Below are 25,018 nucleotides of genomic sequence, written 5' to 3' on the forward strand. Positions count from 1 at the left end.
ATTGTGAGATTTAATGCCAGTCTTGTGAGGCTAATACTCTTCCAGCGTTATATTTTGGTAGTTAAACAACTATCAGGTGTTGCTAACAATCTTCAATGTGGCTTTACCTCATCGGTTAATTTTCATCTTAGCGGTTACAAGTAATATTTAAAATTCTATTATTCCCTTAAGGCAAGCAAAAGGAAATGGAAAGAGATAATATCATGAAAGTGGTTTCGAAAACTGTAACAGAAGCGAAAGTTTTATTTAATTTAATAGAACTATTTAAAACAGGGGATTTTACTCAATTAATGAATATAAAAGATGATAGATGAGTTTAATAACATAAATAAAAAGGAGTAAATCTAAATGGATAAATTGTCTTTTCTAAACCAATATAGAAAAAGCATCGAGTTTGTGTCTAAAGAAGACTTAGTCAATATTGAAAAAAAGCATATTCCGGAAAAGTGGATGGAGGTACTTATTGAAACTAATAAGGCTGAAAGAAAAAATAAATTAATAGCTTTATGGAATAGTGTATGTAAAGAAGAATTAAGTAATACTATAATGTACTTGCAGGAGAATCTTTTAGAGTTCGAACTTATTATAGATAATGGACAATATGCTGTATTATATAGCGTTAAAAGTGAAAACGATGAGATTCTTTATTATGAAGGGGGATTACCGAACAAACCCTTTTATAATTTAAAAATGCAACCAGTCTGGTCGAGTGTTCCTAAATCCATTAATAAATTTTATGAAGAGTTACACAACGGATTTTATTATTTTCCAAGTCGAGCAATGGGCTTAATACCATTAGAGCGAATAACTCATTTTAAAGAATATGAATGGGGAATTCTCGAGGATTTAGATGAGCCATTAGGAATTAATATTGATACTACCTATGGATTTTTTGAAAATGGGATGGGTGGATATGTTGCGGTAGATTTAAACAATTGCCCGGAAAACTTAGCAACACTGTGGTTTACCAATGATCAGCCTGAATATAATGTTGATTTCTGGGATATTATTGATGAATGGATTGTAATAGGTTTACAAGATAGTTAAAACAATAATTCAACAAATATACTGCTTTAGTTGGAACACAAAAATGATATTAAATCAGAAACCATATAAAAATCATAATCTTAAGGTATAATATTTTCTATTATTTGAGTTGTAAGCTCACACAACAGGACACTTGATTATCTTTTAGGTAACAGGTGTTTTTGTTGTTTTATTCAGTATTTGGTGGAACTAAATACAATAGAGGACTCTATGGGAAGTGAAGGAATTTGGGAGAAGCATGCGAAAAGAAAGTAAACCGGGAGTTGAGTGGTGCTAGTGGTATAGAAAAAGGAATAGATTTTTAGGGACTACTATAAAAAGACATTCTTTATTGAATATCCTGACCTTTGGGGTAGTGTTGTAGTTCATCATGCAATAGAGCAACATATTTTTAAAAGGCATCCTAATTTATTTTCACTTGATGAAATACATGCTTTACAAAACCTGAGAGGGATACCAAAAGAAGTAAACAATGATATGCATTTATCAAAAATAAGAAGGGATTGGAATAGGTTTTATAGAAAAATTTAAATCCTACAAAAGAGGAAGTAATAAATTATATGATAGAGTTAGATAAAAAATATGGTGAAATTTTTAATCCGCCAATGAGAAGGTAAGTATGTGGAGGTAGAAGTAACTAATGATATTATATTTTTTAGAACCAGAAGTATCAGGCGGTCATGGTGAATATACCATTTATGGAACAGATGATGAAATTGCAACAGAGGGTATATCAGGAAAGGTAAAATATTTGCATTATGAATTCGAAGGATGGCTAGGAGATGACCTTTTAGAGTCCACACCAGCCTTCATTGTGTCAAGTGTACTTGTAACAGAATTAAAGAATTGTGATTTTATTGATTACAGACTTGAAGAGTGTTTGATTACAACTACTGATGAAATGTATCCAAACAAAGAAATTCCTGCATTCAGCAGATTTATTCCGCTCGGTAAAATTGAAGTAGAAGGAGAGAATTTTAAAAATTGGTCAGGACATCAATTCTGTTTATCACCAAAAGGTGAGTTAGTTGTAACTCAAAAAGCATTGGATTTTTTAAAAAGATTTTCATTAGATAATTGTTTTATTACACCTCTAACAAAGGAATAAATTATAAAAACCTTAGAGACATTAACATTCTCTAAGGTTTGTTATTGGTGCGGGAAAGCTGTAAACGAGCACATTATTTCAGATACTCTCATTCACAATAATCCAGGAAATCATCGGATATTACGATTTTATCAGGGCGATAGAAGGCGTCGATCCTGTAACACATGAAAAACTGACCACAGCCCAGCGTGTCGCCGCAGCAGCCGGATTCATCCCAGTAGTAGGCTGGGCCGGCCGGGCAGCAAAGGGCGGAAGAGCCATCTACAAAACGGCCAAAGCCCTGAATGCCGCCGATCATGCCCTTGATGCCTATAAAACCTCCAAAGGCTTCACAGGAAGAGATTCCTTAGGAATCAAACTGACAGAAGAAACAAAAGCAGCAAAGCCTAATTCAAGCATTCAGCATACAATAACAGGTAGTAAAACTACTCCACCTACTAGCCATGTGATTGAAAAAACCGAGCTAAAGGAAAGTCCTTCTATTACAGCCCATGCCATTCCAAACATACCACCTAAATAAAATATCAATATAAGCACATAATGGAGTTTACTTCCCTTAATATAAACGTTTTCTCCAGACTGTCGTATATTTAACAGACCGATTCCTCCTGTCAAATAAATTTACATCCTTGAAGATTGGTCATCACGTTTGTACCTTGCAATTTCAAATAAATGATTCAAATTGACTTTCGTATCCCAAGCTGCCTTGGATTCAGGAGTCATATATGGGTAGACGTACTTGTCAATCATTATAGATACGTCATTATCACCTATTAAATTGTAAGTGGAATTTCGATATTGCTTTCGATCGTGCGTCGTGATAACTAATACATTAATTAAAGTAAAACCATTTCGTCTCAGTTCTGCATCCTTAATCGCCGAAAACGGGACATTTCCAGCTTTTGTTTTAATATACCCATTAGGCCCTTTTACAAGAGAAACAATGGTTTTCCCTGGGAGAAGTCCAGGTATAAACCAAATAAATAAATAAATCAATATAGGAAGTAAAATTACTCCGCCTGCTATCCACATTAAAGAAAAGGCTGAGCTAAAGGTTAGCCCTTCCTTAAGCACCCATGACATGCCTGCTATTCCACCTACATAAAATATGAGCAAAATAACATAATAGACTTTACTTCCTTTAATATCAATCTTCTCTCCAGATTGTCTTATATTTAGCAATTAATATCCCCTCACTATTAAATATTTATATTCACCTTAAATATAGAAGAAGGAATAAACGTTTTCAAGAAAGCTTCATTCGTATGCTCTAAATTAAATCGATGGTCCTTATTTCTAGTGATCATCCAATCTCTTTGCTGGCCTGGAATAAAGAAACAAATGTCTACAGTTTCAGGACTATTGTGTTGATCATAGGACATTAGTAACATTGTATTTAATCTAGCGGACCTACTATATACATCCAATAAAAAGCTGCTAACTCCCTGTATATCTTCTGTTGCAATCTGTGATGACCAACGACTAATAAAGCTTGAAGGATGGTCCGTCTCACTTGCTTCTTCAAGAAGGTTTTCAAACTCTTCAGTAGACATTTCAGCTATAATCGTTCTCTCACTTTGAATTTCCTTGGAGGATAGTTGTGCAAGTATAAGTTTTTGAGCATCTTCATCCGCAAGGCATTCTATAGTATGGACTTGCTCATCAAAGTGTAGTTTATGTATATATGCCTGTTGATTTTTAAAATGGATGGATAGCGTTTCTTCTTTCGTCAGATCGGCTGAAAAACACGAAAACTGCAAGGTAAATTCTGCTCGATTTAAAACATGAATAAATTCCGCTTCTTCCTCTTTTAGTCTGTATCGGTTGTCTACTTCCCTAATCATATCCTTAGCCATTAAAGACCTGGAAGCAATTTCGAGCAACAATTGTAGCTGCCTATCATCTAAGTCCGGAAAATAAGTGTCCTTTAATTGAATTCCTGACTCGAATAGTCCCTCACTGTAAAATGCAAAAATAAGTTCTTCTAAGCTAAGTTTAATTTTATTCATAACGTCTCCTTAACTGAATGAGAATTTACCTTTCATAAAACTGGTCGCACCATCAACAAGCGATTTAGCAGTATCTTTTGCTTTTGAAATCCCTTTGCTTACTTCCTTAGTCACATCTTTCACCTTCCCAATTGGGTCTGCAAGGGTTTCTTTAATTTGTTTGTTAGCGTAGTCCACTCCGTCATTAAAAACTTTTACACCCTTACCAGCAGCTTCCCAACCGCTTCTTACCGTATTTATTGCATGATGTATGGGCTCTTTAAATATTACAGCTGCCTTCTCTACAAACGGAGCAGTAAACTTCGCAAGCTTTTCACCAGCTACTCCTCCAATGAATGAACCAACGGCTGATCCAGCTACGGTGCCGACTGGTCCAAGCAAGCTTCCTGCTGCACCACCAATTACGCCGCCCACTACAGATGCTGTACCGACAACAACCGTATCGTTTACAGCTTTACCTATGGCTTTAGCATTCTCACGTTTTAAAACCTCTGTATTATTACCATACTTTTCATAGTTTTCGGCAATTTTTAAGCCTGCACCAATCCCAGAGGTCGCTCCAGTGACTAAAAAAGTCGTAGCTCCATTAACTTTTGCAAATTTTAAACTAGATTTACCAAAAGCTTTAAGAGACTCCTTAGTAACTGCATTACTGCGTACTTTATCAAATAACCCTCTGGACACATTCGTATAATCTACTACCTGAGATGGGGCATACTTAGCAAATTTTTTGTGAAGTAAGTCCGCAAAAGAATAATCATTAAATTTTGCTCTCATATATTTAACTTTTAGATATCCTCTAGCTAACTTCTTATATTTCGAGTTATCAACTACATCGGAAAAATCCTTTAAAGCTTTCATATGTTTAAAATTGTAGGCCCCACTGGCATCTTTCGGAAACTTGGTTAAACCAATTCCGTAATAAGCAGCTTGGCGAGCACTCAAAGCACCTAATGCCGTTAGGTTTCCATATTGCTGATGTAGTTCGAATAATTTCCCAAGTTTATTATCTGCATCTGCTAACTTGTTGCCTGCTGAACGCACATAAATTTCTAAGTCATTAAGCTTGTCGGCCAATGAATCTCCTGTTCCAGAAGGATCACCAACTCCAGAAAAGCACTGTTTGTATTCAAAGGGAGCCTGCATGATTAAGTTATGTAGATCTGAATTTAGTTGTTGATAATCATCTTTTATGTTAGTAAGCGAACTTACAAATGTATTAGCAAGTGAATCCAACTGGTCGGGATTTACAGAAATCTTTTTATCCAAGGTTTTAAATCTCCTTTCATTTGTTTCATTGTATTATTACGCAAGGTGAAAAAACTGATATCCTATTATTCCTATTTGAAGAAAAATAATTATAATGCCAAGGCATCCTAGAAAGCCTTCATCATATGGAATAGTTTCGTTTGCTTCTTTCTTCTTTTGATTTTCCTTTTTTGTTTGGTCACTCATACCTTACACTCACTTTCTTTAGCGAATATCCAGATGCTTTAACAAGAGCGTTTGATTGATTCTCTCCAGCTCTTTTTGCCTCTCAATCTCTTCGCGGACACGGTCGACAGAATCAGCAGCAGCTTCCAGTTCACGACTAATTTCATACAAATTGTCGGAATGCTTCTGAAAAAGTGCTTTTGTATCGTCCATATTGGCTTCAAACTCATCACGAGATTTTCCGCTCCATGTAGCTGCTTTTTCATTGATATCTTGAATAAGTTTCGATTCTTGTTTTTTTACGTCGTTAGACGCTTCAGCGAACGTCTTGGCAAGAGCTCTCACTTGTTCTGAATTCATTTCTTTTTCCCCTCTGCACCTAAACTTTATGTATGTATGACATTTATTCTTTATTTTTCCATATAAGAAAATACTACTAAAACCAAACACTTATTTCCATAAGTCTCCAGTAACAAATCCTTTCACTTCTGAGCCTATCATATATGTAAATAAAGTAACGCGCCGCTTTTAATAGCTATAAATACCGTAATTAGAGGATAATATATCCATTAAATTGAATTTTATATGCCTAATGTATTAATCACATTACCCTATTAATAGTTATAAAAACCTAGAATTTTTATAATTAAAATGTTACTTAAGAATTACAGAACACGAAAACCCCCTATAAAAATGGTATAGCTTTATTTTTTAACTATGTCTCATCCCAAATTAAAAAATCTTGAAAGCCAACAACCATCAAGATTGCCACAAGAATATTTTACTTTGTTTGGCAATTTCTTTTGTGTACTACGTTACTTCGTAGCCTCATTGAAGTGAATCTACATCCATGGCTGGAAAGTATACAATAGGAGGGTTGGGAGATGAAGGAATAAATTCATCAATAGGTAGTCAATGGAGGTATAGAATTGACATTGTTGATGAACAAATTAAGGAATTAGCAAAATGTATGACACCAAAACAACTAGTGGGGGGAGTTTAAGTGGAAAAAGTGAAATCATTGAAAAATATACGAAACTGGTACCGAATGAAATTATAGATTTATGGAGTAATTATGGATTTGGTACATTTATGCAAGGGTATTTTAAAATTGTAAACCCAGAGGAATTTAAAGAGATTTTGGGGGAGAGTAGTCAAGGGATACAAGGATTCGGTTGTTTTGTTTGCTACAGGTATGGGTGACCTAGTTATTTGGTCAGATGGATACGTTAGACTACTTAATTACAAGTATGGTGTGGTAAAGACAATTATGTTTACATTTGAATTTTTCTTTCAAAATATTAATGATTTGGAATTTAAAGATGAAGATTTGTCTTGGCAACCTTATCCTGAAGCCTTTAAACAAAATGATGAGTTGGATTATGAAGAGTGCTTCGGCTATACACCACTATTAGGTTTAGGTGGACCAGAAAAAGTCGAGAACTTAAAGAAAGTAAAATTGAAAGAACATATCCTTATTATTACTGAATTTATGGGACCAGTTCAGTAATGTTTAAGAATATGCTATAGAATCAACGATCAGCACTTGATTGCCTTTTAGGCAACAGGTGTTTTTTGTTAGATTGTTAAAGCTTAGAAAGACATTGGATGATTCTTTACTAACATTCATAATTCATGATTGTTATACCATCATGTGGTAAGGTTTAAATCTTTTGTAGAACTGAATAACAGTGAGAGGAGAGCATCAACTCTATTTTAAAATTTATCTGTTGTAAAATAAAAAAGTGTATGATAATCTATATGTGTAATCGGTTACATATTTGAGGTGAGATTTTTGGCTACGATTAAGGATGTGGCCCGTGAAGCGGGTGTTTCTGTAGCGACGGTTTCGAGAGTTTTGAATAATAACGGATATGTGCATGAAGATACTAGAGTTTTGGTAAATGATGCAATACGCGAGTTAAATTATAAACCGAATGAAGTCGCGAGATCTCTATATAAAAAGAAGTCCAGATTAATAGGTTTGCTGCTTCCGGATATCCGAAATCCGTTTTTCCCTGAACTTGCCCGGGGTGTGGAAGATGAGATGCAGGCCAAGGGCTTTCGGCTGATTATCGGAAATGCAGATGAAAAGCCAAGCAAAGAGCTTGATTACATCGACACCTTTATACAGAATAATGTAATCGGTATCATCTCGGCCACAAACCATACGAAAAGGGATCATTATAATAATCTCTCCCTGCCGGTTGTGTTCCTCGACAGAACATCGAATGACCATCCATCGGTTTTTGCCAATGGAATGGAAGGCGGGAAAATTGCCGCAAGGGAAATGGTGAAAAGGGGCTGCAAAAGAATCACCCTGCTTAAAGGGCCGGGTGAACTGCAGACGGCGCAGGACAGATTTAAGGGAGCCATCGAGGAGCTTTGTGTTTCAGATGTGAACTTTAATGTCATGGCCACCTCATCTTTTTCTTTTGAAGAAGGAGAGAAGTCGGCCAAAATCCTTTTTAAGGACTTCCCGGATACAGATGGTGTTATCGCAAGCAATGATGCAGCAGCTGCTGCTATCCTGCACGAAGCATTGAGGATTGGAAAAGCAATACCGGAAGATCTTCAAATTATCGGATTTGATGATATACCGCTTTCGAGCCTGCTGTTTCCTCCGCTGTCAACGATTAGGCAGCCTGCATATGAAATGGGAAAAGAAGCGGCAAAGCTCCTTATCCGGCTAATCAATAATGAGCATGTAGCTGAGAAGAACATCCAGCTTCCTGTCAGCTTCATTGAAAGGCAAACAACGAGAAAGGTTGATGACAATGGCTAAAATTACGGTAATTGGCAGTGCATCCATGGACTTGGTGGTCACAGCGCCTAAACGACCAGAGGCAGGGGAAACGATTTTAGGACATTCATTTAAAACGGTCCCTGGAGGAAAGGGAGCTAACCAGGCAGTTGCAGCAGCAAGACTTGGAGCAGATGTGCACATGATCGGCTGTGTTGGGGATGATGCATTTGGTGCAGAAATCCTGGCAAACTTAAAAAACAACCATGTATATGTGAATTATATGGAACCGGTTACAGGTACTGAAAGCGGCACAGCACATATTACTCTTGCTGAAGGTGATAACAGCATAATCGTAGTGAAGGGCGCCAATGACTTTGTAACACCGGAATTTGTTGAAAAGGCGGCAGATGTAATCAAAAACTCTGATATCGTGCTGATTCAGCAAGAAATTCCTGAAGAAACGGTTGAATATGTCAGCAGGCTTTGCTTTGAAAGCGGTGTTCCTCTTTTATTGAATCCCGCTCCGTCCAGGCCTATCAGCCAGGAAGTGATTAGCAAGGTAGCATATCTGACTCCCAACGAGCTTGAGGCATCGGTTCTTTTCGAAGGGATGGATATTCACGCAAGCCTGGCAAAATATCCGAATAAGCTCTTAATTACAGAGGGGAAAAATGGCGTGCGCTATCATGATGGAGAAGAGGAAAAGCTTGTTCCTTCTTATAAAGTAGAAGCTGTAGACACTACAGGTGCAGGAGATACATTTAATGCAGCCTTTGCTGTTGCGCTTGCAGAAGGAAAGAGTATGGAACAAAGCATACAGTTTGCTAACAGGGCGGCTTCGCTATCTGTTACTAAATTCGGTGCACAGGGCGGAATGCCAACAAGAGCTGAAGTAGAGGGGAGTCTGTAAAATGAAGCGGCATGGAATGTTAAACAGCCATATTTCAAAGGTCCTTTCAGACCTGGGGCATACAGATACAATTGTCATCGCGGATGCGGGTCTTCCTATCCCTGATGGGGTGCTGAGGATCGATCTGGCCCTCGTTCCGGGAATGCCTTCTTTTATAGAAACGGTCAAAGCCGTTTCAGAGGATATGGTGATTGAAAAGATTACGCTGGCACAAGAAATCGCCGAAGGAAATCCTGATACCCTTGAATTCATTCAGAACTCCTTTGGAGATATTGGGATCGAACAGGTTTCACACGAGGAATTCAAGCAAAAAACAAAGCAGGCAAAGGCGGTAATCCGAACAGGCGAAATTACTCCATATGCGAATTGCATCCTGCACTCAGGTGTATTTTTCTAAAAAAAAGAGGTGGATAACATGCAGATTTCCATGAAGAACATTTATAAAGCTTTTGGAGCCAACCGCGTTTTAACAGGAGTCGATTTTGAATTGGAGCATGGCGAAGTGCATGCTTTAATGGGTGAAAATGGAGCAGGTAAATCAACACTTATGAATCTGCTTACAGGCCTTCATTCCCTTGACGGGGGTACAATCGCAATTGACGGGAAGGAAACGCTTTTTGCCAATCCGAAAGAAGCCGAAAAAAACGGCATCACCTTCATACACCAGGAGATGAATATCTGGCCTGATATGACGGTTCTGGATAACCTTTTCATTGGAAAGGAACTGAAAACGCCGCTCGGCTTTTTAAAAATAAAGGAAATGAGAGCGCTCGCACAAAAACAGTTTGAAAGGCTGGCTGTGTCCATTCCATTGGACAAGGAAGCGGGAAGCTGTTCGGTCGGTGAGCAGCAGATGATTGAAATTGCAAAAGCTTTAATGACTGACAGCAAGGTCATTATCATGGATGAGCCGACTGCAGCCCTGACAGAAAGGGAAATCTCAAAGCTCTTTGAAGTAATCGCTTCACTTAAAAGCCAGGGAGTTTCGATCGTCTATATTTCTCATAGAATGGAAGAAATATTCGCCATCTGTGACCGCATTACCATTATGCGTGATGGAAGGACAGTTGATACAAAAGCCATTCCGGACACCCATTTTGATGAAGTTGTGAGAAAGATGGTGGGGCGGGAATTGACGGACCGTTTTCCTGAACGGCAATCAAAACCTGGAGAAGATGTTCTGCAGGTGAAAAACATAACAAAAAAAGGCCAATTCCGGGATATCAGTTTTACAGTCCGTGCGGGAGAGGTTGTCGGGTTCTCAGGGTTGATGGGAGCTGGACGGACGGAAATCATGCGTGCCATTTTCGGCCTTCAGTCTATTGACGGCGGAGAAATCTGGATGAATGGCAAAAAAACGGCAATCAAATCTCCAGATCAGGCAGTTAAGCTTGGCATGGGGTTCATCACGGAAGACAGAAAAGATGAAGGGCTGATATTGGATTTCTCCATCAGGGAAAATGTCGTTTTGCCTTCTCTTTACAGCTTTGCCCCTAAAGGAATCATTAATGGAAAAAGTGAAAGTGATTTCGTGAACATGCTGATTAAGCGGCTGACTGTCAAAACAGAAAGCGCTGAAAATAGTGCTGGAACATTATCCGGAGGAAATCAGCAGAAAGTGGTAATCGCCAAATGGGTCGGCATCGGACCGAAGCTGCTTATACTGGACGAGCCGACAAGAGGGGTGGATGTCGGAGCGAAGCGGGAGATTTATCAGCTCATCAATGAACTGACCGAACGCGGAGTAGCCATCATCATGGTATCCTCTGAACTGCCCGAAGTTCTCGGTATGAGTGACCGGATCCTTGTGATCCATGAAGGGAAAATTACCGGTGAATTATCTAAAAATGAAGCAACGCAAGAAAAAATTATGACATTCGCAACAGGAGGCCAGTGAGATGAAATCTATTAATGAAGGTGCTGCAGCTGCTAGACCCAATTTTGTCTCTTCGATGACTCAAAAGCTTGGACCGCTGCTTGGATTGCTAATCCTGCTAATCATTGTATCTATATTAAATCCGAGCTTTCTAGAACCATTGAACATTCTTAATCTATTAAGGCAAGTTGCCATCAATGCGCTAATCGCTTTTGGCATGACCTTTGTCATTCTTACAGGCGGCATTGACCTTTCCGTCGGCGCCATCCTTGCGCTGTCAAGCTCGTTAAGCGCTGGAATGATTGTAGCGGGCCTTGATCCGATCCTTGCCATCATTGTCGGCTGCGTTCTTGGCGGAATCATGGGAATGGTCAATGGAATTCTTATTACCAAAGGAAAAATGGCGCCATTTATCGCAACTCTAGCAACAATGACAGCTTTTAGGGGTCTGACCCTTGTTTATACAGATGGAAATCCGATTACAGGCTTAGGAGATAACTATTTGTTCCAGTTATTCGGCCGCGGATATTTCCTTGGCATTCCGGTGCCTGCCATCACAATGATTTTGGCGTTTGCTGTTTTATTCTTCGTCCTTCAAAAAACTCCTTTTGGCCGGAAAACCTATGCCATTGGAGGTAATGAAAAGGCCGCATTGATTTCAGGAATAAAAGTTCCGCGTGTTAAGGTCATGATTTACGGTCTGTCAGGCATGCTTGCCGCTTTGGCAGGTGCTATCCTGACTTCCCGCCTGAATTCAGCACAGCCTACTGCAGGTACATCTTATGAGCTTGATGCAATCGCTGCGGTTGTATTGGGCGGCACAAGCCTGTCAGGCGGAAAAGGAAGAATATTCGGCACACTGATTGGTGCCTTGATCATTGGAACGTTAAATAACGGCTTGAATCTTCTTGGTGTATCTTCCTTCTATCAAATGGTAGTCAAAGGAATTGTCATCATCATTGCGGTATTACTGGACCGCAAGAAATCAGCATAAGGAGGGGCTTTTATGAAAAAATTACTGGTTTTGATTGTTTCTTTAACACTTATGCTTTTAAGTGCCTGCTCATTGGAACCGCCAGGCTGGGCAAAGCCTGCTGAAAAAAAGAATCTTAAGGATGTTAAAATAGGTCTTTCTGTATCCACATTAAACAATCCGTTTTTCGTTGATTTAAAGAATGGTGTCATAAAAGAAGCAAAAGCGCTTGGCATGCAGGTTAAGGTAGTCGATGCGCAAAACGACTCTGCCAAGCAGGTGAGCGATGTGGAGGATTTAATTCAGCAGGGCTCCGACATATTGCTGATTAATCCTGCTGACTCTGCTGCTATATCGGCAGCGGTGCAGTCTGCCAATAATATTGGCATCCCGGTCATCACCCTTGACCGTTCCGCAGATAAAGGAAAGGTTAAAACTCTTGTTGCCTCCGATAATATTAAGGGCGGAGAAATGGCAGGAAAGTATCTTGTTAAAAAGCTTGGGAAAAATGCCAAGGTTGCTGAACTCGAAGGTGTACCAGGGGCTTCAGCTACACGTGAAAGAGGAAAAGGCTTCCACAATATTGCGGATAAGAACTTAAAAGTCACTGCCAAGCAATCAGCAGACTTCGACCGGACAAAGGGCTTGAATGTCATGGAAAACCTGATTCAGGCACATCCGGACATAAAAGCGGTTTTCGCCCATAATGACGAAATGGCTTTGGGAGCAATCGAGGCCATTAATAGTTCAGGAAAAAATATTATGGTCATTGGCTTTGACGGAAATGAAGATGCAATAAACAGCATCAAAGCAGGCAAAATGGAAGCGACTGTCGCTCAGCAGCCTGTACTGATCGGACAGCTTGCGGTGAAAGCCGGAAGAGATGTCTTGAAAGGCAAAAATGTTGAGAAAATGATACCTGCTCCGCTAAAGCTTGTAACTAAAAAATAACGAAAAAAAGGAAGCTTGCAAGAGAAGCTTCCTTTTTTCGTGTATATAAATCCGTTTATAGAAGAGATTCAGCACCATCGATATATACCTTTGTGCCGGTAATATGCGAAGACATGCTAGAAGCAAGGAAAAGGACTAAATCGCCCACTTGCTCAGGAGTCCCTGACTTATTTTCCAGCGGCTGGCTGCCTTCTGGATATTCAATCGGAATCTTGATTTTCTTAAGGTTTTCGTCTTCGGGAAATGTATTGCTGTCAATATTTGTATCAATAGCTCCTGGACAAATGATATTGACCCGTATCTTGTATTTAGCCAATTCAAGGGCGGCCATTTTTCCAAAAGCAACCTGGCCTGCCTTTGATGTACTGTAGGCAGAGAATCCAAAGTTGCGGAATGTCCGGTTTCCGTTGATAGAGCTTGTGATTGCGATGCTTCCTCCTTTTTCCTTCATATAAGGAATGGCATATTTAAGGGTAAGGAAGGTTCCTCTCAAATTGGTATGTATCGTTGTATCAAAATCCTCTGCTGTAATATCCTCAATAGGGGCGATGACGCCATTGATGCCAGCATTTGCAAAGACAAAGTCAATTGTTCCAAATTCCTCGCTTGTGCGGTGGAAAGCATGCTCCATCTGCTCTGGTACGGAAACATCCGCTTCGATAATGATTGCTTCTGCTCCAAGAGCTTCAACTTCTTTTTTTACCTCAACAGCATTGTCTTCTTTTATATCCACCAGGATGATTTTTGCACCATTTTCAGCAAGCTTCAGTGCAGCAGCCCTGCCGATGCCTGAACTTGCACCTGTAATTAGTGCCACTTTATTTTTCATGATTTCTCCCATAACATATCATTCTCCTTTTTTGATACATCTTTTCCCCTAAATAACTTGGCAGAAACATATTTGAAAATCTTTTTTTTGAATGAGTTTTGGGAGGCGATCCCATTGTTAAGCCAGGTTGATTGGAGTGTAAGATGAGACTCCTGCTTAGATTAGCGGAACAGGTGAGACCTAAGCAGGCATTGCTGTGGAGGCTCACCGCTTGCGTGGAAAGCGAGCAACCTGGAGCGGAAATCAACAGCCTTGTTCCAAAGCACAAAAGTTTACAAAAACAGCCTTTTGGATTGGAAAAAGGATAAATGATGCCAGATCGGCCTAATAACAGGCAAAAAAATAGACATCCTATAATAGAAAGAGTATAAAAAAAGAAGCGGCCTTTTAAGGACGGATATTACTTATTAAGAAAGCGGTGTACTTATGAACGTTAAAATTAACCGTAATGCAGCTAAAGTATTGAATACGATTCTTGCGAGCAAGGAAGCAGAAGGCGGAAAAATGATCCGTGTCGTGATTTCTCATATGCACGGCGATCACGCACACTATGACATCGAGCTTGATACACCAAAAGAGCATGATGAAATCGTTAAAACTGACAAAGATATCGATATCCTTTTGGACAGCCGGGAAGAATTTCTTGATGGCGTCTGGATTAAATACTTTTATGTTCCGCAGGAAGGCTTTGAAATTACCAATCCTTCAAAAGATGGACATGCTCATTCCCACAATCACTGATTAATAAATGGTTAATATATCTGCAGAGAAGGGCTTGTGTTCTGAATGGAACGCAGGCTCTTTTTTTTTGTAAGGCTATTTTCGTAAACTTTGTTGCTATGGAACAAGGTGGCTGATTTCCGCTTCAGGATGCTCGCTTTCCGCGGGGCGGCCGGTGAGCCTCCTCGGCTGCGCCTGCGGGGTCTCACCTATTCCGCTAATCCCGCAGGAGTCTCGCACCTTACGCTCCAATCAATCTGACTTAATACTGGGACGCTTCACGGAACATAAAAAAACAACAATTTTTAAGAAAAGAGCCTCTTGTAAAAAGAGGTGTAAACTGCTGCAGGTAAAGTTATACATTTTGAGTTAGCATTTTTCTAAGTAATCTTATTTGGCCTCTATGATTAATTTCATCTTCAAATACGTGAAACCAGATAAAGTAGTTATTAGAGGGGTGGTTATCCCATAGTCTATTTTCATACAGCCAATTATCATTGAGATTAGTAAATTCCCTCAACGTTCTATTTCTAACTTCCTCAAGTTTAGCAATATAGTATTCTAAGGGATTTCCTTTAATACAATTTCTCCCTTGTTCTCCGAGGCTGTAAGGTGCACCCCATTCTTCCATTTCTTGTTCATTCGGCTTTCTGCCCTCAAAAATCTCAATTTGAAATCCCTTTTCAACAGCCGCCATATGTAATAAAAGTCCTCCGATACTATTACCATTTTTGATCGGTAAAAAGTCTAATTCTGTAGTAGTTAATCCATAAACAGCTTCTAAAGTTGTTTTTCTTGCATAGTTCATTTGTGAGACAAGATGCCCTAATTGAGGGCTGAACCCTCTTAGCTTTTCAATCAAAAACTCCATAAATTCCACCGCCATTGTTTAAATTGGTATCTTGGTGTCTGTTTTTTGCTGAATATGCTTCCATAATAATAGTACCATTAAAGGTGAGTTTATCCATATTTGAGGGCGTGAATAAAAGAAAACAAAAAATTTCAAGACGAATGTAATACTGGCAGTATACTTGCAGATTTTGGGACTTTTATATTTCCACTGATACTACAAAAATGTGAGAAAGTGATTGAAAAAACTAATGCTATTAGTTATCATTAAACTAATTCTATTAGTTTTAGTGATTTGGGGGGATATTAATGAAAATGACTCATATGAAGTCCTTGTATCAGCTCACATTTCTTCCGGGAGTTTTTCCTGTAAATTGCTACTTTGTTGAGGAAGAGGATGGCCTTACTTTAATTGATGCAGCACTGCCTTACAGTGCAAAAGCGATTCTTGAGGCTGCGGGTAAAATAGGAAAGCCGATTACACGCATTCTTTTAACACACGCACATGGCGATCATGTCGGTGCACTCGATAAATTAAAAGAGACATTAAAGGATGTTCCCGTTTATATTTCTGAACGGGATGCCCGGCTGCTTAGGGGAGATGTTTCGCTTGATAAGAATGAGCAGGATATACCGATTCGCGGCGGGGTTCCGAAAAGCCTGAAAACCCGCGAAGACTTTACATTAAAGGATGGAGACAGAGCGGGCTCTCTGCTTTGTATATCAACACCAGGCCATACTCCTGGTTCAATGTCTTTCCTGGATACCAGAAACAGGACATTAATAGCAGGAGATGCTCTCCAGATAAGAGGCGGCATAGCAGTCTCTGGCAAAGTGCGTCTATTGTTTCCTTTCCCTGCCATAGGGACATGGAGTAAACAGGTTTCGATTGAAAGTGCAGAGAAACTCGCAGCCTATGATCCTGCAATACTTGCCGTCGGGCATGGAAGTCTTTTACAGACACCGGCTGAAGCCATGAGGCGGGCCATTGAAGCTGCACGGAAATACTGAAAGGAGAATTGATATGTCACCACGAGCAGGGCTGGACGAAAGCTCCGTTATTTTAGCAGCAGTTGAACTTGCTGAAAAAAAAGGCACGGAGAATGTCACGATGGCAACACTGGCAAGAAAGCTTGGGGTAAAGACACCTTCGCTATATAACCATATCGCAAGCTTAAAAAGCCTGCAGAATAAAATGGCTATTCACGCTCTCCGCCACCTTTATGCAGATGTCTCGGAGGCTGCAAAAGGAAAAAGAGGTGATGAGTCCGTCGCTAGCATCGCGAGGGCTTACGTAAATTTTGCCAGGCAAAAACCTGGCTTATATCAATCTACACTTCAGGCTCCGGATGTAAACGATCTTGAATATCAAAAAGCGGGCAGCAGTCTGGTTGACCTTATTCTTAAAAAAATGGCCTACCTGGAATTGGATGAAGACAAGGCACTGCATATGGTAAGGGGACTGCGGAGTATTCTTCATGGTTTTGCATCACTTGAACAACTGGGAGGATTCGGTCTGCCGCTTAAAATCAATACAACGCTTGATGTAATCATACAAACATATTTAACGGGAATAAAGACTCAAAAAGCACATAACAAGAAGAATGAATGAGATTTGCCTGGCAGGATTTAGAACCCGGTAAAAATTGCTATAACTCTTTAATAAAGGGTTATAGCCGCTTTGTTTTATTCGGGCTTTTAAAGTCCATTATTGATTTTTGCACTATGCTGAATGTAGAGCAGGAAAATCAAATGAAAAATCAGAATAATTCAATTTAGGGGTTGCTGATTTTTCCAGTATGTCATATAATACGATTAACAATTAGTTAATCATTAATCCTGGATGTTTGGAGATGCCGTAATAAATGGATAAAGAATATATTCACCATGCTGATGCCTTAAAGGAATATGATGTGAAAAAATACCGCACACCAGATGGCTATACAAGCGACATCGCCATATTTACTATTGCAAGTGATGAACATGCTGAGTATGGTCGCAGACTTAAAATTATGCTCATTAAAAGGGCCCTTACAAATAATGAGGGAAAACCTAATATTGAAGGCGGGAAATGGGCGCTGCCAGGAGGTTTTGTGAACCCTGATGAAACAGCATTGGAAGCAGCTGCAAGGGAGCTTGCTGAGGAAACCGGTGTTTTGCATCTTCATTTAAAACATTATGCGGTTTATGACAAGGAAGGGCGCGATCCCAGAGGCTGGATGATAACAAATGCCCATTATGCAGCACTGCCTGAGCATCTCCTCAGCAATCGAAAAGCAGGAGATGATGCGGCTGAGGTCAATTTGTTTGATGTGGAAGAAGCTTTACATCTGCCATTAGCCTTTGATCACAAACAGGTTATTGAGGATGCCCTAAGCCGCATCAAGCTGGATATGGTGCAGACCACTTTGGCAGGCAGGTTTTTGCAGGAAGAATTTACTTTATCAGAATTGCGCAGTGTTCTTTTATGTACCGCAGAGGATATCCTCGATGAAGTGGTTAAATCGGAGCCGTTTTTCTGGAGAAAGGCTCCAAAGCTTCCTTTTATAGAAAATGTATTGAACCCTGATGGAAGCAGCAAAACCACTCAAAGAAATTCAAAATATAAAACGAAGCTTTACCGCTTTAATGATTATGAGCCAGTAAAAAGCATTTACAAATAAGTTCGGTAAAGAGGAGGTAAATCGATGGCAAAAAGAGCATTGATAAATATTGATTATACAATTGACTTTGTTAATGGAGCGCTTCCTGCCGGGGAACCTGCTGAGGAGATTGAACAGAAAGTTGTTGCGCTGACAGAAGAATTCCTGGCCAATAAAGATTTTGTGGTTTTAGCTATTGATCTTCATAAGGAAAATGATGTACTCCATCCGGAAACAAGATTATTCCCGCCTCATAATCTGGAAGGGACGAAGGGCAGGGAGCTGTATGGAAGTTTACATGAACTGTATAAAAGGAACAAGGATGATGAAAACCTTTATTATATGGATAAAACCAGGTATTCGGCTTTTGCGGGAACAGACCTTGACTTAAGGCTTAGGGCACGGGGAATTACTGAGCTTCATTTAATTGGAGTCTGTACGGATATCTGTGTCCTTCATACAGCGATAGATGCATACAATCGTGGTTATACTATTATCATCCATAAAGAAGCTGTGGCGAGCTTTAACCAAGAGGGCCATGAATGGGCACTGAGCCATTTCGAACATTCACTTGGCGCAAAAATTATGTAATCCGGAGGGACTGCTATGAACAAATTGTACAGTGATGATAGTTTGGCGTTGCACACTGATTTATATCAAATCAATATGGCTGAAACCTACTGGAATGACGGTATACACGATAAAAAAGCGGTTTTTGAACTGTTTTTCCGGAAACTTCCCTTTGGCAACGGCTATGCCGTTTTTGCGGGTCTTGAAAAGGCAATAAGCTATTTAAAGAATTTCAGGTTCAGTGACAGTGACATCCGGTATTTGCAGGACTTGGGATATAAAGAGGATTTTCTTTCCTATTTGAAGAATCTGACGTTCACGGGATCTGTCAAGTCGATGCGCGAAGGCGAAGTTGTATTTGGCAATGTGCCGCTGATGAGGGTGGAGGCTCCGCTCGCACAAGCCCAGCTTATCGAAACGGCATTGCTCAATATAATAAATTACCAGACATTGATTGCCACAAAAGCTTCAAGAATTAAGCAGGTGGTTGGAGATCAGACAGCGATGGAATTTGGCACCAGGCGGGCGCAGGAGATGGATGCGGCGATTTGGGGTACAAGGGCTGCCTTTATTGGGGGCTTTTCTTCCACAAGCAATGTAAGGGCAGGGAAATTGTTCGGCATACCTGTTTCAGGTACGCATGCCCACGCGTTGGTGCAGGCATATCGTGATGAATATACAGCTTTCCGTAAATATGCAGAACGGCACAAAGATTGTGTGTTCCTTGTGGATACATATGACACCTTAAGATCCGGCGTCCCAGCTGCGATTGCTGTTGCAAAAGAGCTCGGAGATAAAATCAATTTTATTGGCATCAGGCTTGATAGCGGTGATTTGGCTTATTTATCAAAAGAAGCCCGAAGAATGCTTGATGAAGCAGGATTTAAAAATACAAAAATTATTGCATCGAATGATCTGGATGAATATACGATCATCAACTTAAAAGCCCAGGGAGCAGCAATCGATATCTGGGGAATCGGTACAAAACTGATCACCGCATATGATCAGGCCGCATTGGGAGCTGTGTATAAGCTTGTATCCATTGAAGCTGAAAACGGTGAAATGCTTGATACGATAAAAATATCAGGGAATCCGGAAAAGGTATCCACCCCTGGCCTTAAAAAAGTGTACCGGATAGTAAATAAAAGCAGCGGAAAATCAGAAGGTGATTATATAGCCATGGAAGATGAAAATCCTTCAGAAGAAGAAAGACTGAAGATGTTTGATCCGGTCCATACCTATATAAGCAAGTTTGTTACAAATTTTGACGCCATTGAGCTTCATCATCCCATTTTTGCAGATGGTGAGTTGGTATACGAGGAGCCCCAATTGGCTGATATTCAAAAGTCGCTGGAAGAAAATCTCGGGCTGTTATGGGAAGAATACAAGCGTGCCCTGCACCCGGAGAAATATCCGGTAGATTTGAGCCTGAAGTGCTGGGAGAACAAGATGAAAAATATCGAAGAAGTAAAGCAAAAAATAGAAGAGAAAATAAATCGGTCCAGATAAAGTTACGAGATCTGTTTAGGGAGGAGCGGCATGATGGCAAAAATCGGCATTTACGGGTCATCCTTTGATCCAATAACAAATGTTCATCTGTGGACGGCATCAACCATTGCTCACCGTGCGAAGCTGGATAAAGTGATTTTTCTGCCATGCACGAGCCGGAGAGCTGATAAAGAGATGAAAACGGGCAATGAACACAGATGGAATATGCTGCAGCTGGGGATTAAAGATAACCCGATATTTGAAGCGAGCGATTATGAAATTAATGAACATGCAGGAACAGGGAAACAATATACCTTTTATACGATGGAATATTTTAAGAAGCATTACCCGGAGGATGACGTTTTCTTCATCATGGGCGCAGACTTATTACAGGATATCGATGATCAGGAGGTTCCTGTTTATAAACGCTGGAAGCATAGAGAAGAACTGATTGCCAACCATAAGTTTATTGTTATGGCCAGGGACGGCATCGACATGCTCAAAGTCATTTCAAAAAGTCCGCTACTGAGAAATTACGATAATGGCAGTACCTTTCATTTAATTGATAAGGGGTTATCCATGGAGATTTCCTCCTCATATATCCGTGATGAATTTTCTATGGGAGGGGAACCCCGATATCTCATGCCTGAAGCATGCTATCAATATATTATGGAAAATGGTCTTTACCAGAAGGGTTAACGGGGGACTTGTTATAATGTTGGCAGTTCATTAGAATAAAACGTCATTAAGAATCAAGGAGCCTCTAATGGCTCCTTGATTTAATTTTCTCCTAGTTCCATATGTCCAAGGGTTCAAAATGTCAATAACTATCATAGCCGTCTAAAAGGATGGATGGACAGGTTTAATGGCGTTGCAACTATATACCTCGACTATTATTTGAGTTGGTTTCAATTCCTGGATGTAATCAGATTCCGTAATGATAATACAACGGTAAGCAAAATACTTATTGATAGTTGCATATTATCTTCCAGTGATACTTATGAAAGATTAAGAACAATGACATTTAAGTTATAGTATTGATGTTATCAAAAAGTGGGAGGGTTGTTATGTTTCAATCACATATTAATATTAATGATTGTATGAAGCATCATAATGTTATTGGTGTAAGTGTTTCTTTAATCAATAGTGGTCAAATTAGTCGAATTGAAAATTACGGTTTGTTAGAAGTAGGAACCAACAAAAAAGTAGACAATAATTCTATTTTTAATGCTTGCTCAATCAGTAAGTTTTTAACAGCAATAACTGTTTTGAAGTTAACAGAACAAGGTATTCTCGATTTAGATGAGGATGTTAACAAAAGATTAAAATCGTGGAAAATTCCAAATAATAATTTGACCGATAAAAAAGTTATAACATTACGAAACTTGCTGAGCCATCAATCTGGAATTATAGACCCTGAAGATAGTTTTATGGAATTAAACCCCAATATAGGTATCCCTTCACTGCCAGAGATATTCGAGGGAACTACACCATATTGTAAAGCACCTATTGAAGTTAACTATGAACCAGAGAGCGACTTTCAATATTCAGACGCAGGATTTTGTATTATACAACAACTAATAGAGGATGTGACTGGGAAACCTTTTGAAAAAGTCGTAAAGGAACTAATATTTCTTCCATTAAAAATGACAAATAGCACATTTTTACAAAATATTTCTGAAGAGATAGATAGGGATTTTTCATCTGGTCATAACAAAGAAGGTAAATCAGTAGATGGAAAATATCCAATATATCCTTATCCCGCAGCTTCCGGACTATGGACAACTACTTCAGACTTATCTCAATTAATTCTTGAATTAATGGATGCACTCAATAATAAAAGTAAGATTGGGATTTCTGCAAATAAAGTAAAAGAAATGATAAACTCACAAGGTTGTAAAAGCTGGACTGGACTTGGGGTGTTTTTGGACGGTTCAGAAAAAGAAATTGAAATTTCATCACTTGGTTGGGGATTAGGCTTTCAATGTATGCTGGTAGCTTATCCTCATTTAGGAAATGGCTTAATCATAACGACAAATACAGATTTAGGAGTTCATCAATTAAAAGGTATAATTGGTGAAGTTTATCATTCCCTAAAACCGTTGTTAAATCTTGCATAACTTTTATAAGAATAAAAAAACAGGACCTTATTAAAGCTAAGGTCTTGATTTTACATATAGCATCGACAGTATTCTTTAACAGAGCCAATCAAAAAGTAGCCTCTGTAATCACCGGTGAATAAATAGTTGTATCATACAAACAAGTGGTTGTATAATACAATCGTATGAAAAACTCCAGATAAGGAGATAACAGATGAGTGGAAACAAGCGAATCAATACCGGGAAAGAGTCCTTGGAGGTTATTGAGCATGAAATTGCCATGCTTCTTCGCAGGGCAGACTTTAAGCGTACGTTAGATGGGAAGAAAGACAGCCTGGACCGTTCGGGATACATCTTGCTCGACGGACTTATGCAGAATGGGCCTGCATCGTTTCGTGCTCTTTCACTCCTGCTGCAGCTGGACATTTCAACAGTCAGCAGACAGGTTGCGCCACTTGAAAATAAGGGATTTGTAATAAGAGGAAAAGACGAAAAAGATGCAAGGATCTGTACATTATCCATTACAGAAAGCGGAAAAGATGCACTTCTTGCTGCGAAGCATGACCGTAAAGAGGCTTACCAGGAGATACTATTTGAATGGACTTCTCAAGAAAAAGACATTTTTGCTGAGCTGCTGACACGATTAAACAGAAAAATTGCAGACAGGAAAAAGCTCGAACAAAATTAATAACATCTGGAGGTAACACAATGCAATCATTACAGTTAGACTTTAAAAAGACAGCACTAGTTATTATCGACCTGCAAAAAGGAATTACAGGATTTCCGGGCGGAAGTGAAGTGGTTGTACAATCAAAAAAATTAATCGATAAATTTAGGGAAAATCAAGGTTTTATCAGCTTTGTGAGGGTGGATTTTCTTGATGGAAAGGACGCTCTGGTTCCAAAAACAGACCAGGCTGCTTCAGAAGGTATGGAACGGGCTGCTGATTGGGCGGAGTTTAACCCATCCATGGAGGTTGGGCCAAATGATCATATTATAACCAAACGCCAATGGGGTGCATTTTTCGGAACTGATTTGGATATCCAGCTTAGAAGAAGAGGAATCGATACGATTGTTCTCTGCGGCATTGCCACAAATATTGGAGTGGAAAGCACTGCAAGGGAAGCATTCCAGCATGGCTATAATCAAATCTTCATAACAGATGCTATGACTACCTTCACAAAGGAAGAACACGAAGCAACACTGAAGTATATTTTCCCGCGGATCGGCCAGCTTCGATCAACTGAAGAATTTCTGTCACAGGTGAAATGATGCGCGGCGGCAAAAATGGCCGCTTTCTGTTTCTTACAGCAGTGGCAACAGGCACCATGCTTAATCCGCTGAATTCATCGATGATTTCATTAGCTCTTCATAGTATACAAAAGGATTTCCATCTCACTTTCAGTACAGTATCCTGGCTGATATCTTCCTTCTATCTGGCAAGTGCCGTTGCACAGCCCATAACAGGCAAACTGGGAGATTTGGCCGGCAGAAAGAAAATTTTCTTATTCGGGCTGCTATTGGTAGCTGTTTCGGCTATTGGCGCCCCATTTGCTCCAACCTTTATGGTTTTGTTATTATTGAGGCTTTTTCAATCGGTTGGAAGCAGTGCGATTTATCCTTCTGGCATGGCGCTTTTGAGAAACAACATTCAGGAACGGCAGGCTTCAGCATTAGCGGTATTGTCAATTTTTGCTTCTGCTATGACAGCCATTGGGCCGACTGCGGGCGGATTTCTGATTGTATGGGGAGGATGGCCAGCCATCTTTTTAGTCAATTTTCCATTTATCATCATTAGCTTTGTACTGGGATGGAAACTGTTTCCTGATGATTCCAAAAAAGAACGAACTTCTTTTAAAGAAATTCTTCATCTTTTAGATGTCTGGGGGATTCTCCTGTTTTCAGCAGGGCTTATATGTTTATTATGGTTTCTGCTGTCGCTTGGCACCTCGGTTCATTACGGATCAGGAGCTGCAGGCATCGCGTTTATTTTGTTATTTGTCTGGAGAGAGTTAAGGGTAAAAGATCCTTTTATTAATATAAGGATCTTTAAATCACATCCTGATCTTTCATGGGTGTATTTGCAGTATATTTTGTTGAATGTTTTTAACTATTGCCTATTCTTTGGCCTGCCAAGCTATTTTCAGGATGAAATGCATTTCAGTGTGCAAAAAAGCGGGCTTCTTATGCTTTTCATGGCAGGAGTCAGCATTTTTATCTCTCCAATTACAGGAAAATGGGCCGACAAGTCAGGCGCTAAGCAGCCTATTGTAACAGGTGCTGTTTTAATGGTGCTTGGAGCTGTTATTATGAGTATTTTCTTTATACATGTCCCCGTAATAATTATGGGCCTAATTTTGTCCCTGCTGGGAATCAGTTATGGACTTGGAAATGTTGCCCTTCAGGCAGCGATGCTTGAGTCAAGTCCACGGGAGCTTGTTGGAACGGCTTCAGGGCTTTTTCAGACCTGCAGATATTTAGGATCCATATTCTCTTCCGTTGTGCTCGGTCTTGTGTTTGGAAAAGAAATAACGGCGGGCCATATGGAGATATTAGGAATGATTTTAACCGCAGCGGGTGTGCTCAGCTTTGTGTTTAGTTTGTTTTACGTAAAGTCACTCAAAAATAACTGCATCCGTGCTACAGAATAAATATCAAACAATAAAGGAGCAGATTCCATGGAATCTGCTCCTTTATTATGACGCTTAAAGCAAGTACTTTTCTTCAGGCAATCTATTTACCCTTGACCTAAAGTTGACAAGCAATA

At 39.7% G+C, this 25,018-nt stretch carries 28 protein-coding genes and 3 pseudogenes; 23 read left to right on the top strand and 8 right to left on the bottom strand.

What is annotated here, in order from left to right:
• The first annotated feature begins 348 nt into the window (after positions 1–348).
• The 3 genes and pseudogenes from BM126_RS01825 to BM126_RS01835 all read left to right on the top strand — a co-directional run.
• The gene (locus tag BM126_RS01825) at positions 349–1,047 is read left to right on the top strand and encodes an SMI1/KNR4 family protein (RefSeq protein ID WP_090987638.1); all 699 of its coding nucleotides are present in this window, start codon (positions 349–351) and stop codon (positions 1,045–1,047) included.
• 640 nt (positions 1,048–1,687) lie between these two features.
• Positions 1,688–2,155, top strand: a complete 468-nt coding sequence (locus tag BM126_RS01830) for a hypothetical protein (RefSeq protein WP_090987640.1) — start codon at positions 1,688–1,690, stop codon at positions 2,153–2,155.
• Between the two features lie 106 nt (positions 2,156–2,261).
• Positions 2,262–2,531, top strand: a pseudogene (locus BM126_RS01835) (pre-toxin TG domain-containing protein); the annotation flags it as partial.
• 23 nt (positions 2,532–2,554) lie between these two features.
• Here BM126_RS01835 and BM126_RS01840 read toward each other — a convergent pair.
• From BM126_RS01840 to BM126_RS01860, 6 genes are read right to left on the bottom strand one after another with little or no spacing between them, the layout of a single operon-like run.
• Complete coding sequence (locus BM126_RS01840) at positions 2,555–2,770, bottom strand: hypothetical protein (protein ID WP_090987642.1); 216 nt, start codon at positions 2,768–2,770, stop codon at positions 2,555–2,557.
• A 6-nt stretch (positions 2,771–2,776) separates the two neighbouring features.
• Entirely contained in the window at positions 2,777–3,337 is a 561-nt protein-coding gene (locus tag BM126_RS01845; RefSeq protein WP_090987644.1) for a DUF5381 family protein, read from the bottom strand.
• Positions 3,338–3,354: 17 nt separating this feature from the next.
• Positions 3,355–4,164, bottom strand: coding sequence for a hypothetical protein (locus BM126_RS01850; RefSeq protein WP_090987646.1), 810 nt, complete (start codon positions 4,162–4,164; stop codon positions 3,355–3,357).
• 9 nt (positions 4,165–4,173) lie between these two features.
• Positions 4,174–5,433 carry a WXG100 family type VII secretion target gene (locus tag BM126_RS01855; RefSeq protein WP_090987649.1) on the bottom strand — a complete coding sequence of 420 codons (1,260 nt, stop codon included), beginning with the start codon at positions 5,431–5,433 and terminating at the stop codon, positions 4,174–4,176.
• 36 nt (positions 5,434–5,469) lie between these two features.
• Complete coding sequence (locus BM126_RS22120; RefSeq protein ID WP_177201275.1) at positions 5,470–5,619, bottom strand: hypothetical protein; 150 nt, start codon at positions 5,617–5,619, stop codon at positions 5,470–5,472.
• Between the two features lie 18 nt (positions 5,620–5,637).
• The gene (locus BM126_RS01860; protein WP_090987651.1) at positions 5,638–5,958 is read right to left on the bottom strand and encodes a WXG100 family type VII secretion target; all 321 of its coding nucleotides are present in this window, start codon (positions 5,956–5,958) and stop codon (positions 5,638–5,640) included.
• A gap of 490 nt (positions 5,959–6,448) precedes the next feature.
• Here BM126_RS01860 and BM126_RS01865 point away from each other — a divergent pair, with 490 nt between their 5' ends.
• From BM126_RS01865 to rbsB, 8 genes and pseudogenes are all read left to right on the top strand, one after another.
• Positions 6,449–6,601 carry a polymorphic toxin type 15 domain-containing protein gene (locus tag BM126_RS01865; protein ID WP_371261390.1) on the top strand — a complete coding sequence of 51 codons (153 nt, stop codon included), beginning with the start codon at positions 6,449–6,451 and terminating at the stop codon, positions 6,599–6,601.
• Positions 6,565–7,108, top strand: a pseudogene (locus tag BM126_RS01870) (T6SS immunity protein Tdi1 domain-containing protein). Before BM126_RS01865 ends, BM126_RS01870 begins: the two are co-directional and overlap by 37 nt.
• Positions 7,109–7,393: 285 nt before the next feature.
• Entirely contained in the window at positions 7,394–8,383 is a 990-nt protein-coding gene (locus BM126_RS01875) for a LacI family DNA-binding transcriptional regulator (RefSeq protein WP_071353618.1), read from the top strand.
• A complete protein-coding gene (rbsK, locus tag BM126_RS01880) occupies positions 8,376–9,254 on the top strand; it encodes a ribokinase (RefSeq protein ID WP_090988364.1) in 879 nt (292 codons plus the stop codon). Before BM126_RS01875 ends, rbsK begins: the two co-directional genes overlap by 8 nt.
• A 1-nt stretch (position 9,255) precedes the next feature.
• Positions 9,256–9,651 carry a D-ribose pyranase gene (gene rbsD, locus BM126_RS01885; RefSeq protein WP_090987653.1) on the top strand — a complete coding sequence of 132 codons (396 nt, stop codon included), beginning with the start codon at positions 9,256–9,258 and terminating at the stop codon, positions 9,649–9,651.
• A gap of 18 nt (positions 9,652–9,669) precedes the next feature.
• Positions 9,670–11,151, top strand: a complete 1,482-nt coding sequence (locus BM126_RS01890) for a sugar ABC transporter ATP-binding protein (protein WP_090987656.1) — start codon at positions 9,670–9,672, stop codon at positions 11,149–11,151.
• A 1-nt stretch (position 11,152) separates the two neighbouring features.
• Complete coding sequence (rbsC, locus tag BM126_RS01895; protein ID WP_090987658.1) at positions 11,153–12,124, top strand: ribose ABC transporter permease RbsC; 972 nt, start codon at positions 11,153–11,155, stop codon at positions 12,122–12,124.
• 12 nt (positions 12,125–12,136) lie between these two features.
• Positions 12,137–13,054, top strand: a complete 918-nt coding sequence (rbsB, locus tag BM126_RS01900; RefSeq protein ID WP_090987661.1) for a ribose ABC transporter substrate-binding protein RbsB — start codon at positions 12,137–12,139, stop codon at positions 13,052–13,054.
• Positions 13,055–13,109: 55 nt separating this feature from the next.
• Here the strand turns inward: rbsB and BM126_RS01905 are convergent, their stop codons facing one another.
• Positions 13,110–13,895: an SDR family oxidoreductase gene (locus BM126_RS01905; protein ID WP_090987663.1), complete on the bottom strand. Its 786-nt coding sequence runs from the start codon at positions 13,893–13,895 to the stop codon at positions 13,110–13,112.
• Between the two features lie 414 nt (positions 13,896–14,309).
• Here BM126_RS01905 and BM126_RS01910 point away from each other — a divergent pair, with 414 nt between their 5' ends.
• On the top strand, positions 14,310–14,624 hold the full coding sequence (locus BM126_RS01910) for a heme biosynthesis protein HemY (protein WP_071352964.1): 315 nt from the start codon (positions 14,310–14,312) through the stop codon (positions 14,622–14,624).
• Between the two features lie 334 nt (positions 14,625–14,958).
• Here the strand turns inward: BM126_RS01910 and BM126_RS01915 are convergent, their stop codons facing one another.
• Positions 14,959–15,474 (bottom strand): DinB family protein, encoded by a 516-nt coding sequence (locus BM126_RS01915; protein ID WP_090987665.1) that lies wholly within the window; start codon positions 15,472–15,474, stop codon positions 14,959–14,961.
• Positions 15,475–15,761: 287 nt separating this feature from the next.
• On the opposite strand from BM126_RS01915, the gene BM126_RS01920 reads away from it, so the two are divergent.
• The 11 genes and pseudogenes from BM126_RS01920 to BM126_RS01965 all read left to right on the top strand — a co-directional run bounded on the left by BM126_RS01920 (position 15,762) and on the right by BM126_RS01965 (position 24,902).
• Entirely contained in the window at positions 15,762–16,463 is a 702-nt protein-coding gene (locus BM126_RS01920) for an MBL fold metallo-hydrolase (protein ID WP_090987667.1), read from the top strand.
• 13 nt (positions 16,464–16,476) lie between these two features.
• On the top strand, positions 16,477–17,064 hold the full coding sequence (locus tag BM126_RS01925) for a TetR/AcrR family transcriptional regulator (protein WP_090988366.1): 588 nt from the start codon (positions 16,477–16,479) through the stop codon (positions 17,062–17,064).
• Positions 17,065–17,317: 253 nt separating this feature from the next.
• Positions 17,318–18,115, top strand: a complete 798-nt coding sequence (locus tag BM126_RS01930) for an NUDIX domain-containing protein (RefSeq protein ID WP_177201276.1) — start codon at positions 17,318–17,320, stop codon at positions 18,113–18,115.
• A gap of 24 nt (positions 18,116–18,139) precedes the next feature.
• Positions 18,140–18,685, top strand: a complete 546-nt coding sequence (locus BM126_RS01935) for a cysteine hydrolase family protein (RefSeq protein ID WP_090987669.1) — start codon at positions 18,140–18,142, stop codon at positions 18,683–18,685.
• A gap of 15 nt (positions 18,686–18,700) precedes the next feature.
• The gene (locus BM126_RS01940) at positions 18,701–20,173 is read left to right on the top strand and encodes a nicotinate phosphoribosyltransferase (protein WP_090987670.1); all 1,473 of its coding nucleotides are present in this window, start codon (positions 18,701–18,703) and stop codon (positions 20,171–20,173) included.
• A 33-nt stretch (positions 20,174–20,206) separates the two neighbouring features.
• A complete protein-coding gene (gene nadD / locus BM126_RS01945) occupies positions 20,207–20,851 on the top strand; it encodes a nicotinate (nicotinamide) nucleotide adenylyltransferase (protein ID WP_090988370.1) in 645 nt (214 codons plus the stop codon).
• Between the two features lie 111 nt (positions 20,852–20,962).
• Positions 20,963–21,187 (top strand): annotated as a pseudogene (locus tag BM126_RS22690) (IS1595 family transposase); the annotation flags it as partial.
• 32 nt (positions 21,188–21,219) lie between these two features.
• Positions 21,220–22,272, top strand: coding sequence for a serine hydrolase domain-containing protein (locus BM126_RS01950; protein ID WP_090987672.1), 1,053 nt, complete (start codon positions 21,220–21,222; stop codon positions 22,270–22,272).
• 193 nt (positions 22,273–22,465) lie between these two features.
• Positions 22,466–22,939 (top strand): MarR family winged helix-turn-helix transcriptional regulator, encoded by a 474-nt coding sequence (locus tag BM126_RS01955; RefSeq protein ID WP_090987674.1) that lies wholly within the window; start codon positions 22,466–22,468, stop codon positions 22,937–22,939.
• A 20-nt stretch (positions 22,940–22,959) separates the two neighbouring features.
• The gene (locus BM126_RS01960; RefSeq protein WP_090987676.1) at positions 22,960–23,523 is read left to right on the top strand and encodes an isochorismatase family protein; all 564 of its coding nucleotides are present in this window, start codon (positions 22,960–22,962) and stop codon (positions 23,521–23,523) included.
• Complete coding sequence (locus BM126_RS01965; protein ID WP_090987678.1) at positions 23,523–24,902, top strand: MFS transporter; 1,380 nt, start codon at positions 23,523–23,525, stop codon at positions 24,900–24,902. The genes BM126_RS01960 and BM126_RS01965 overlap by 1 nt, the downstream gene beginning before the upstream one ends.
• Positions 24,903–25,018: the final 116 nt, after the last annotated feature.

This window comes from Bacillus sp. OV322, assembly GCF_900112495.1.
Taxonomy (GTDB): Bacteria; Bacillota; Bacilli; order Bacillales; family DSM-1321; genus Peribacillus.

Coding starts and splice junctions, on each gene's coding strand:
- BM126_RS01825 (WP_090987638.1), top strand. CDS start 349: ATGGATAAATTGTCTTTTCTAAACCAATATAGAAAAAGCATCGAGTTT.
- BM126_RS01830 (WP_090987640.1), top strand. CDS start 1,688: ATGATATTATATTTTTTAGAACCAGAAGTATCAGGCGGTCATGGTGAA.
- BM126_RS01850 (WP_090987646.1), bottom strand. CDS start 4,164: ATGAATAAAATTAAACTTAGCTTAGAAGAACTTATTTTTGCATTTTAC.
- BM126_RS22120 (WP_177201275.1), bottom strand. CDS start 5,619: ATGAGTGACCAAACAAAAAAGGAAAATCAAAAGAAGAAAGAAGCAAAC.
- BM126_RS01860 (WP_090987651.1), bottom strand. CDS start 5,958: ATGAATTCAGAACAAGTGAGAGCTCTTGCCAAGACGTTCGCTGAAGCG.
- BM126_RS01865 (WP_371261390.1), top strand. CDS start 6,449: ATGGCTGGAAAGTATACAATAGGAGGGTTGGGAGATGAAGGAATAAAT.
- rbsK (WP_090988364.1), top strand. CDS start 8,376: ATGGCTAAAATTACGGTAATTGGCAGTGCATCCATGGACTTGGTGGTC.
- rbsD (WP_090987653.1), top strand. CDS start 9,256: ATGAAGCGGCATGGAATGTTAAACAGCCATATTTCAAAGGTCCTTTCA.
- BM126_RS01890 (WP_090987656.1), top strand. CDS start 9,670: ATGCAGATTTCCATGAAGAACATTTATAAAGCTTTTGGAGCCAACCGC.
- rbsC (WP_090987658.1), top strand. CDS start 11,153: ATGAAATCTATTAATGAAGGTGCTGCAGCTGCTAGACCCAATTTTGTC.
- rbsB (WP_090987661.1), top strand. CDS start 12,137: ATGAAAAAATTACTGGTTTTGATTGTTTCTTTAACACTTATGCTTTTA.
- BM126_RS01905 (WP_090987663.1), bottom strand. CDS start 13,895: ATGGGAGAAATCATGAAAAATAAAGTGGCACTAATTACAGGTGCAAGT.
- BM126_RS01910 (WP_071352964.1), top strand. CDS start 14,310: ATGAACGTTAAAATTAACCGTAATGCAGCTAAAGTATTGAATACGATT.
- BM126_RS01915 (WP_090987665.1), bottom strand. CDS start 15,474: ATGGAGTTTTTGATTGAAAAGCTAAGAGGGTTCAGCCCTCAATTAGGG.
- BM126_RS01920 (WP_090987667.1), top strand. CDS start 15,762: ATGAAAATGACTCATATGAAGTCCTTGTATCAGCTCACATTTCTTCCG.
- BM126_RS01925 (WP_090988366.1), top strand. CDS start 16,477: ATGTCACCACGAGCAGGGCTGGACGAAAGCTCCGTTATTTTAGCAGCA.
- BM126_RS01930 (WP_177201276.1), top strand. CDS start 17,318: ATGGATAAAGAATATATTCACCATGCTGATGCCTTAAAGGAATATGAT.
- BM126_RS01935 (WP_090987669.1), top strand. CDS start 18,140: ATGGCAAAAAGAGCATTGATAAATATTGATTATACAATTGACTTTGTT.
- BM126_RS01940 (WP_090987670.1), top strand. CDS start 18,701: ATGAACAAATTGTACAGTGATGATAGTTTGGCGTTGCACACTGATTTA.
- nadD (WP_090988370.1), top strand. CDS start 20,207: ATGGCAAAAATCGGCATTTACGGGTCATCCTTTGATCCAATAACAAAT.
- BM126_RS01950 (WP_090987672.1), top strand. CDS start 21,220: ATGTTTCAATCACATATTAATATTAATGATTGTATGAAGCATCATAAT.
- BM126_RS01955 (WP_090987674.1), top strand. CDS start 22,466: ATGAGTGGAAACAAGCGAATCAATACCGGGAAAGAGTCCTTGGAGGTT.
- BM126_RS01960 (WP_090987676.1), top strand. CDS start 22,960: ATGCAATCATTACAGTTAGACTTTAAAAAGACAGCACTAGTTATTATC.
- BM126_RS01965 (WP_090987678.1), top strand. CDS start 23,523: ATGCGCGGCGGCAAAAATGGCCGCTTTCTGTTTCTTACAGCAGTGGCA.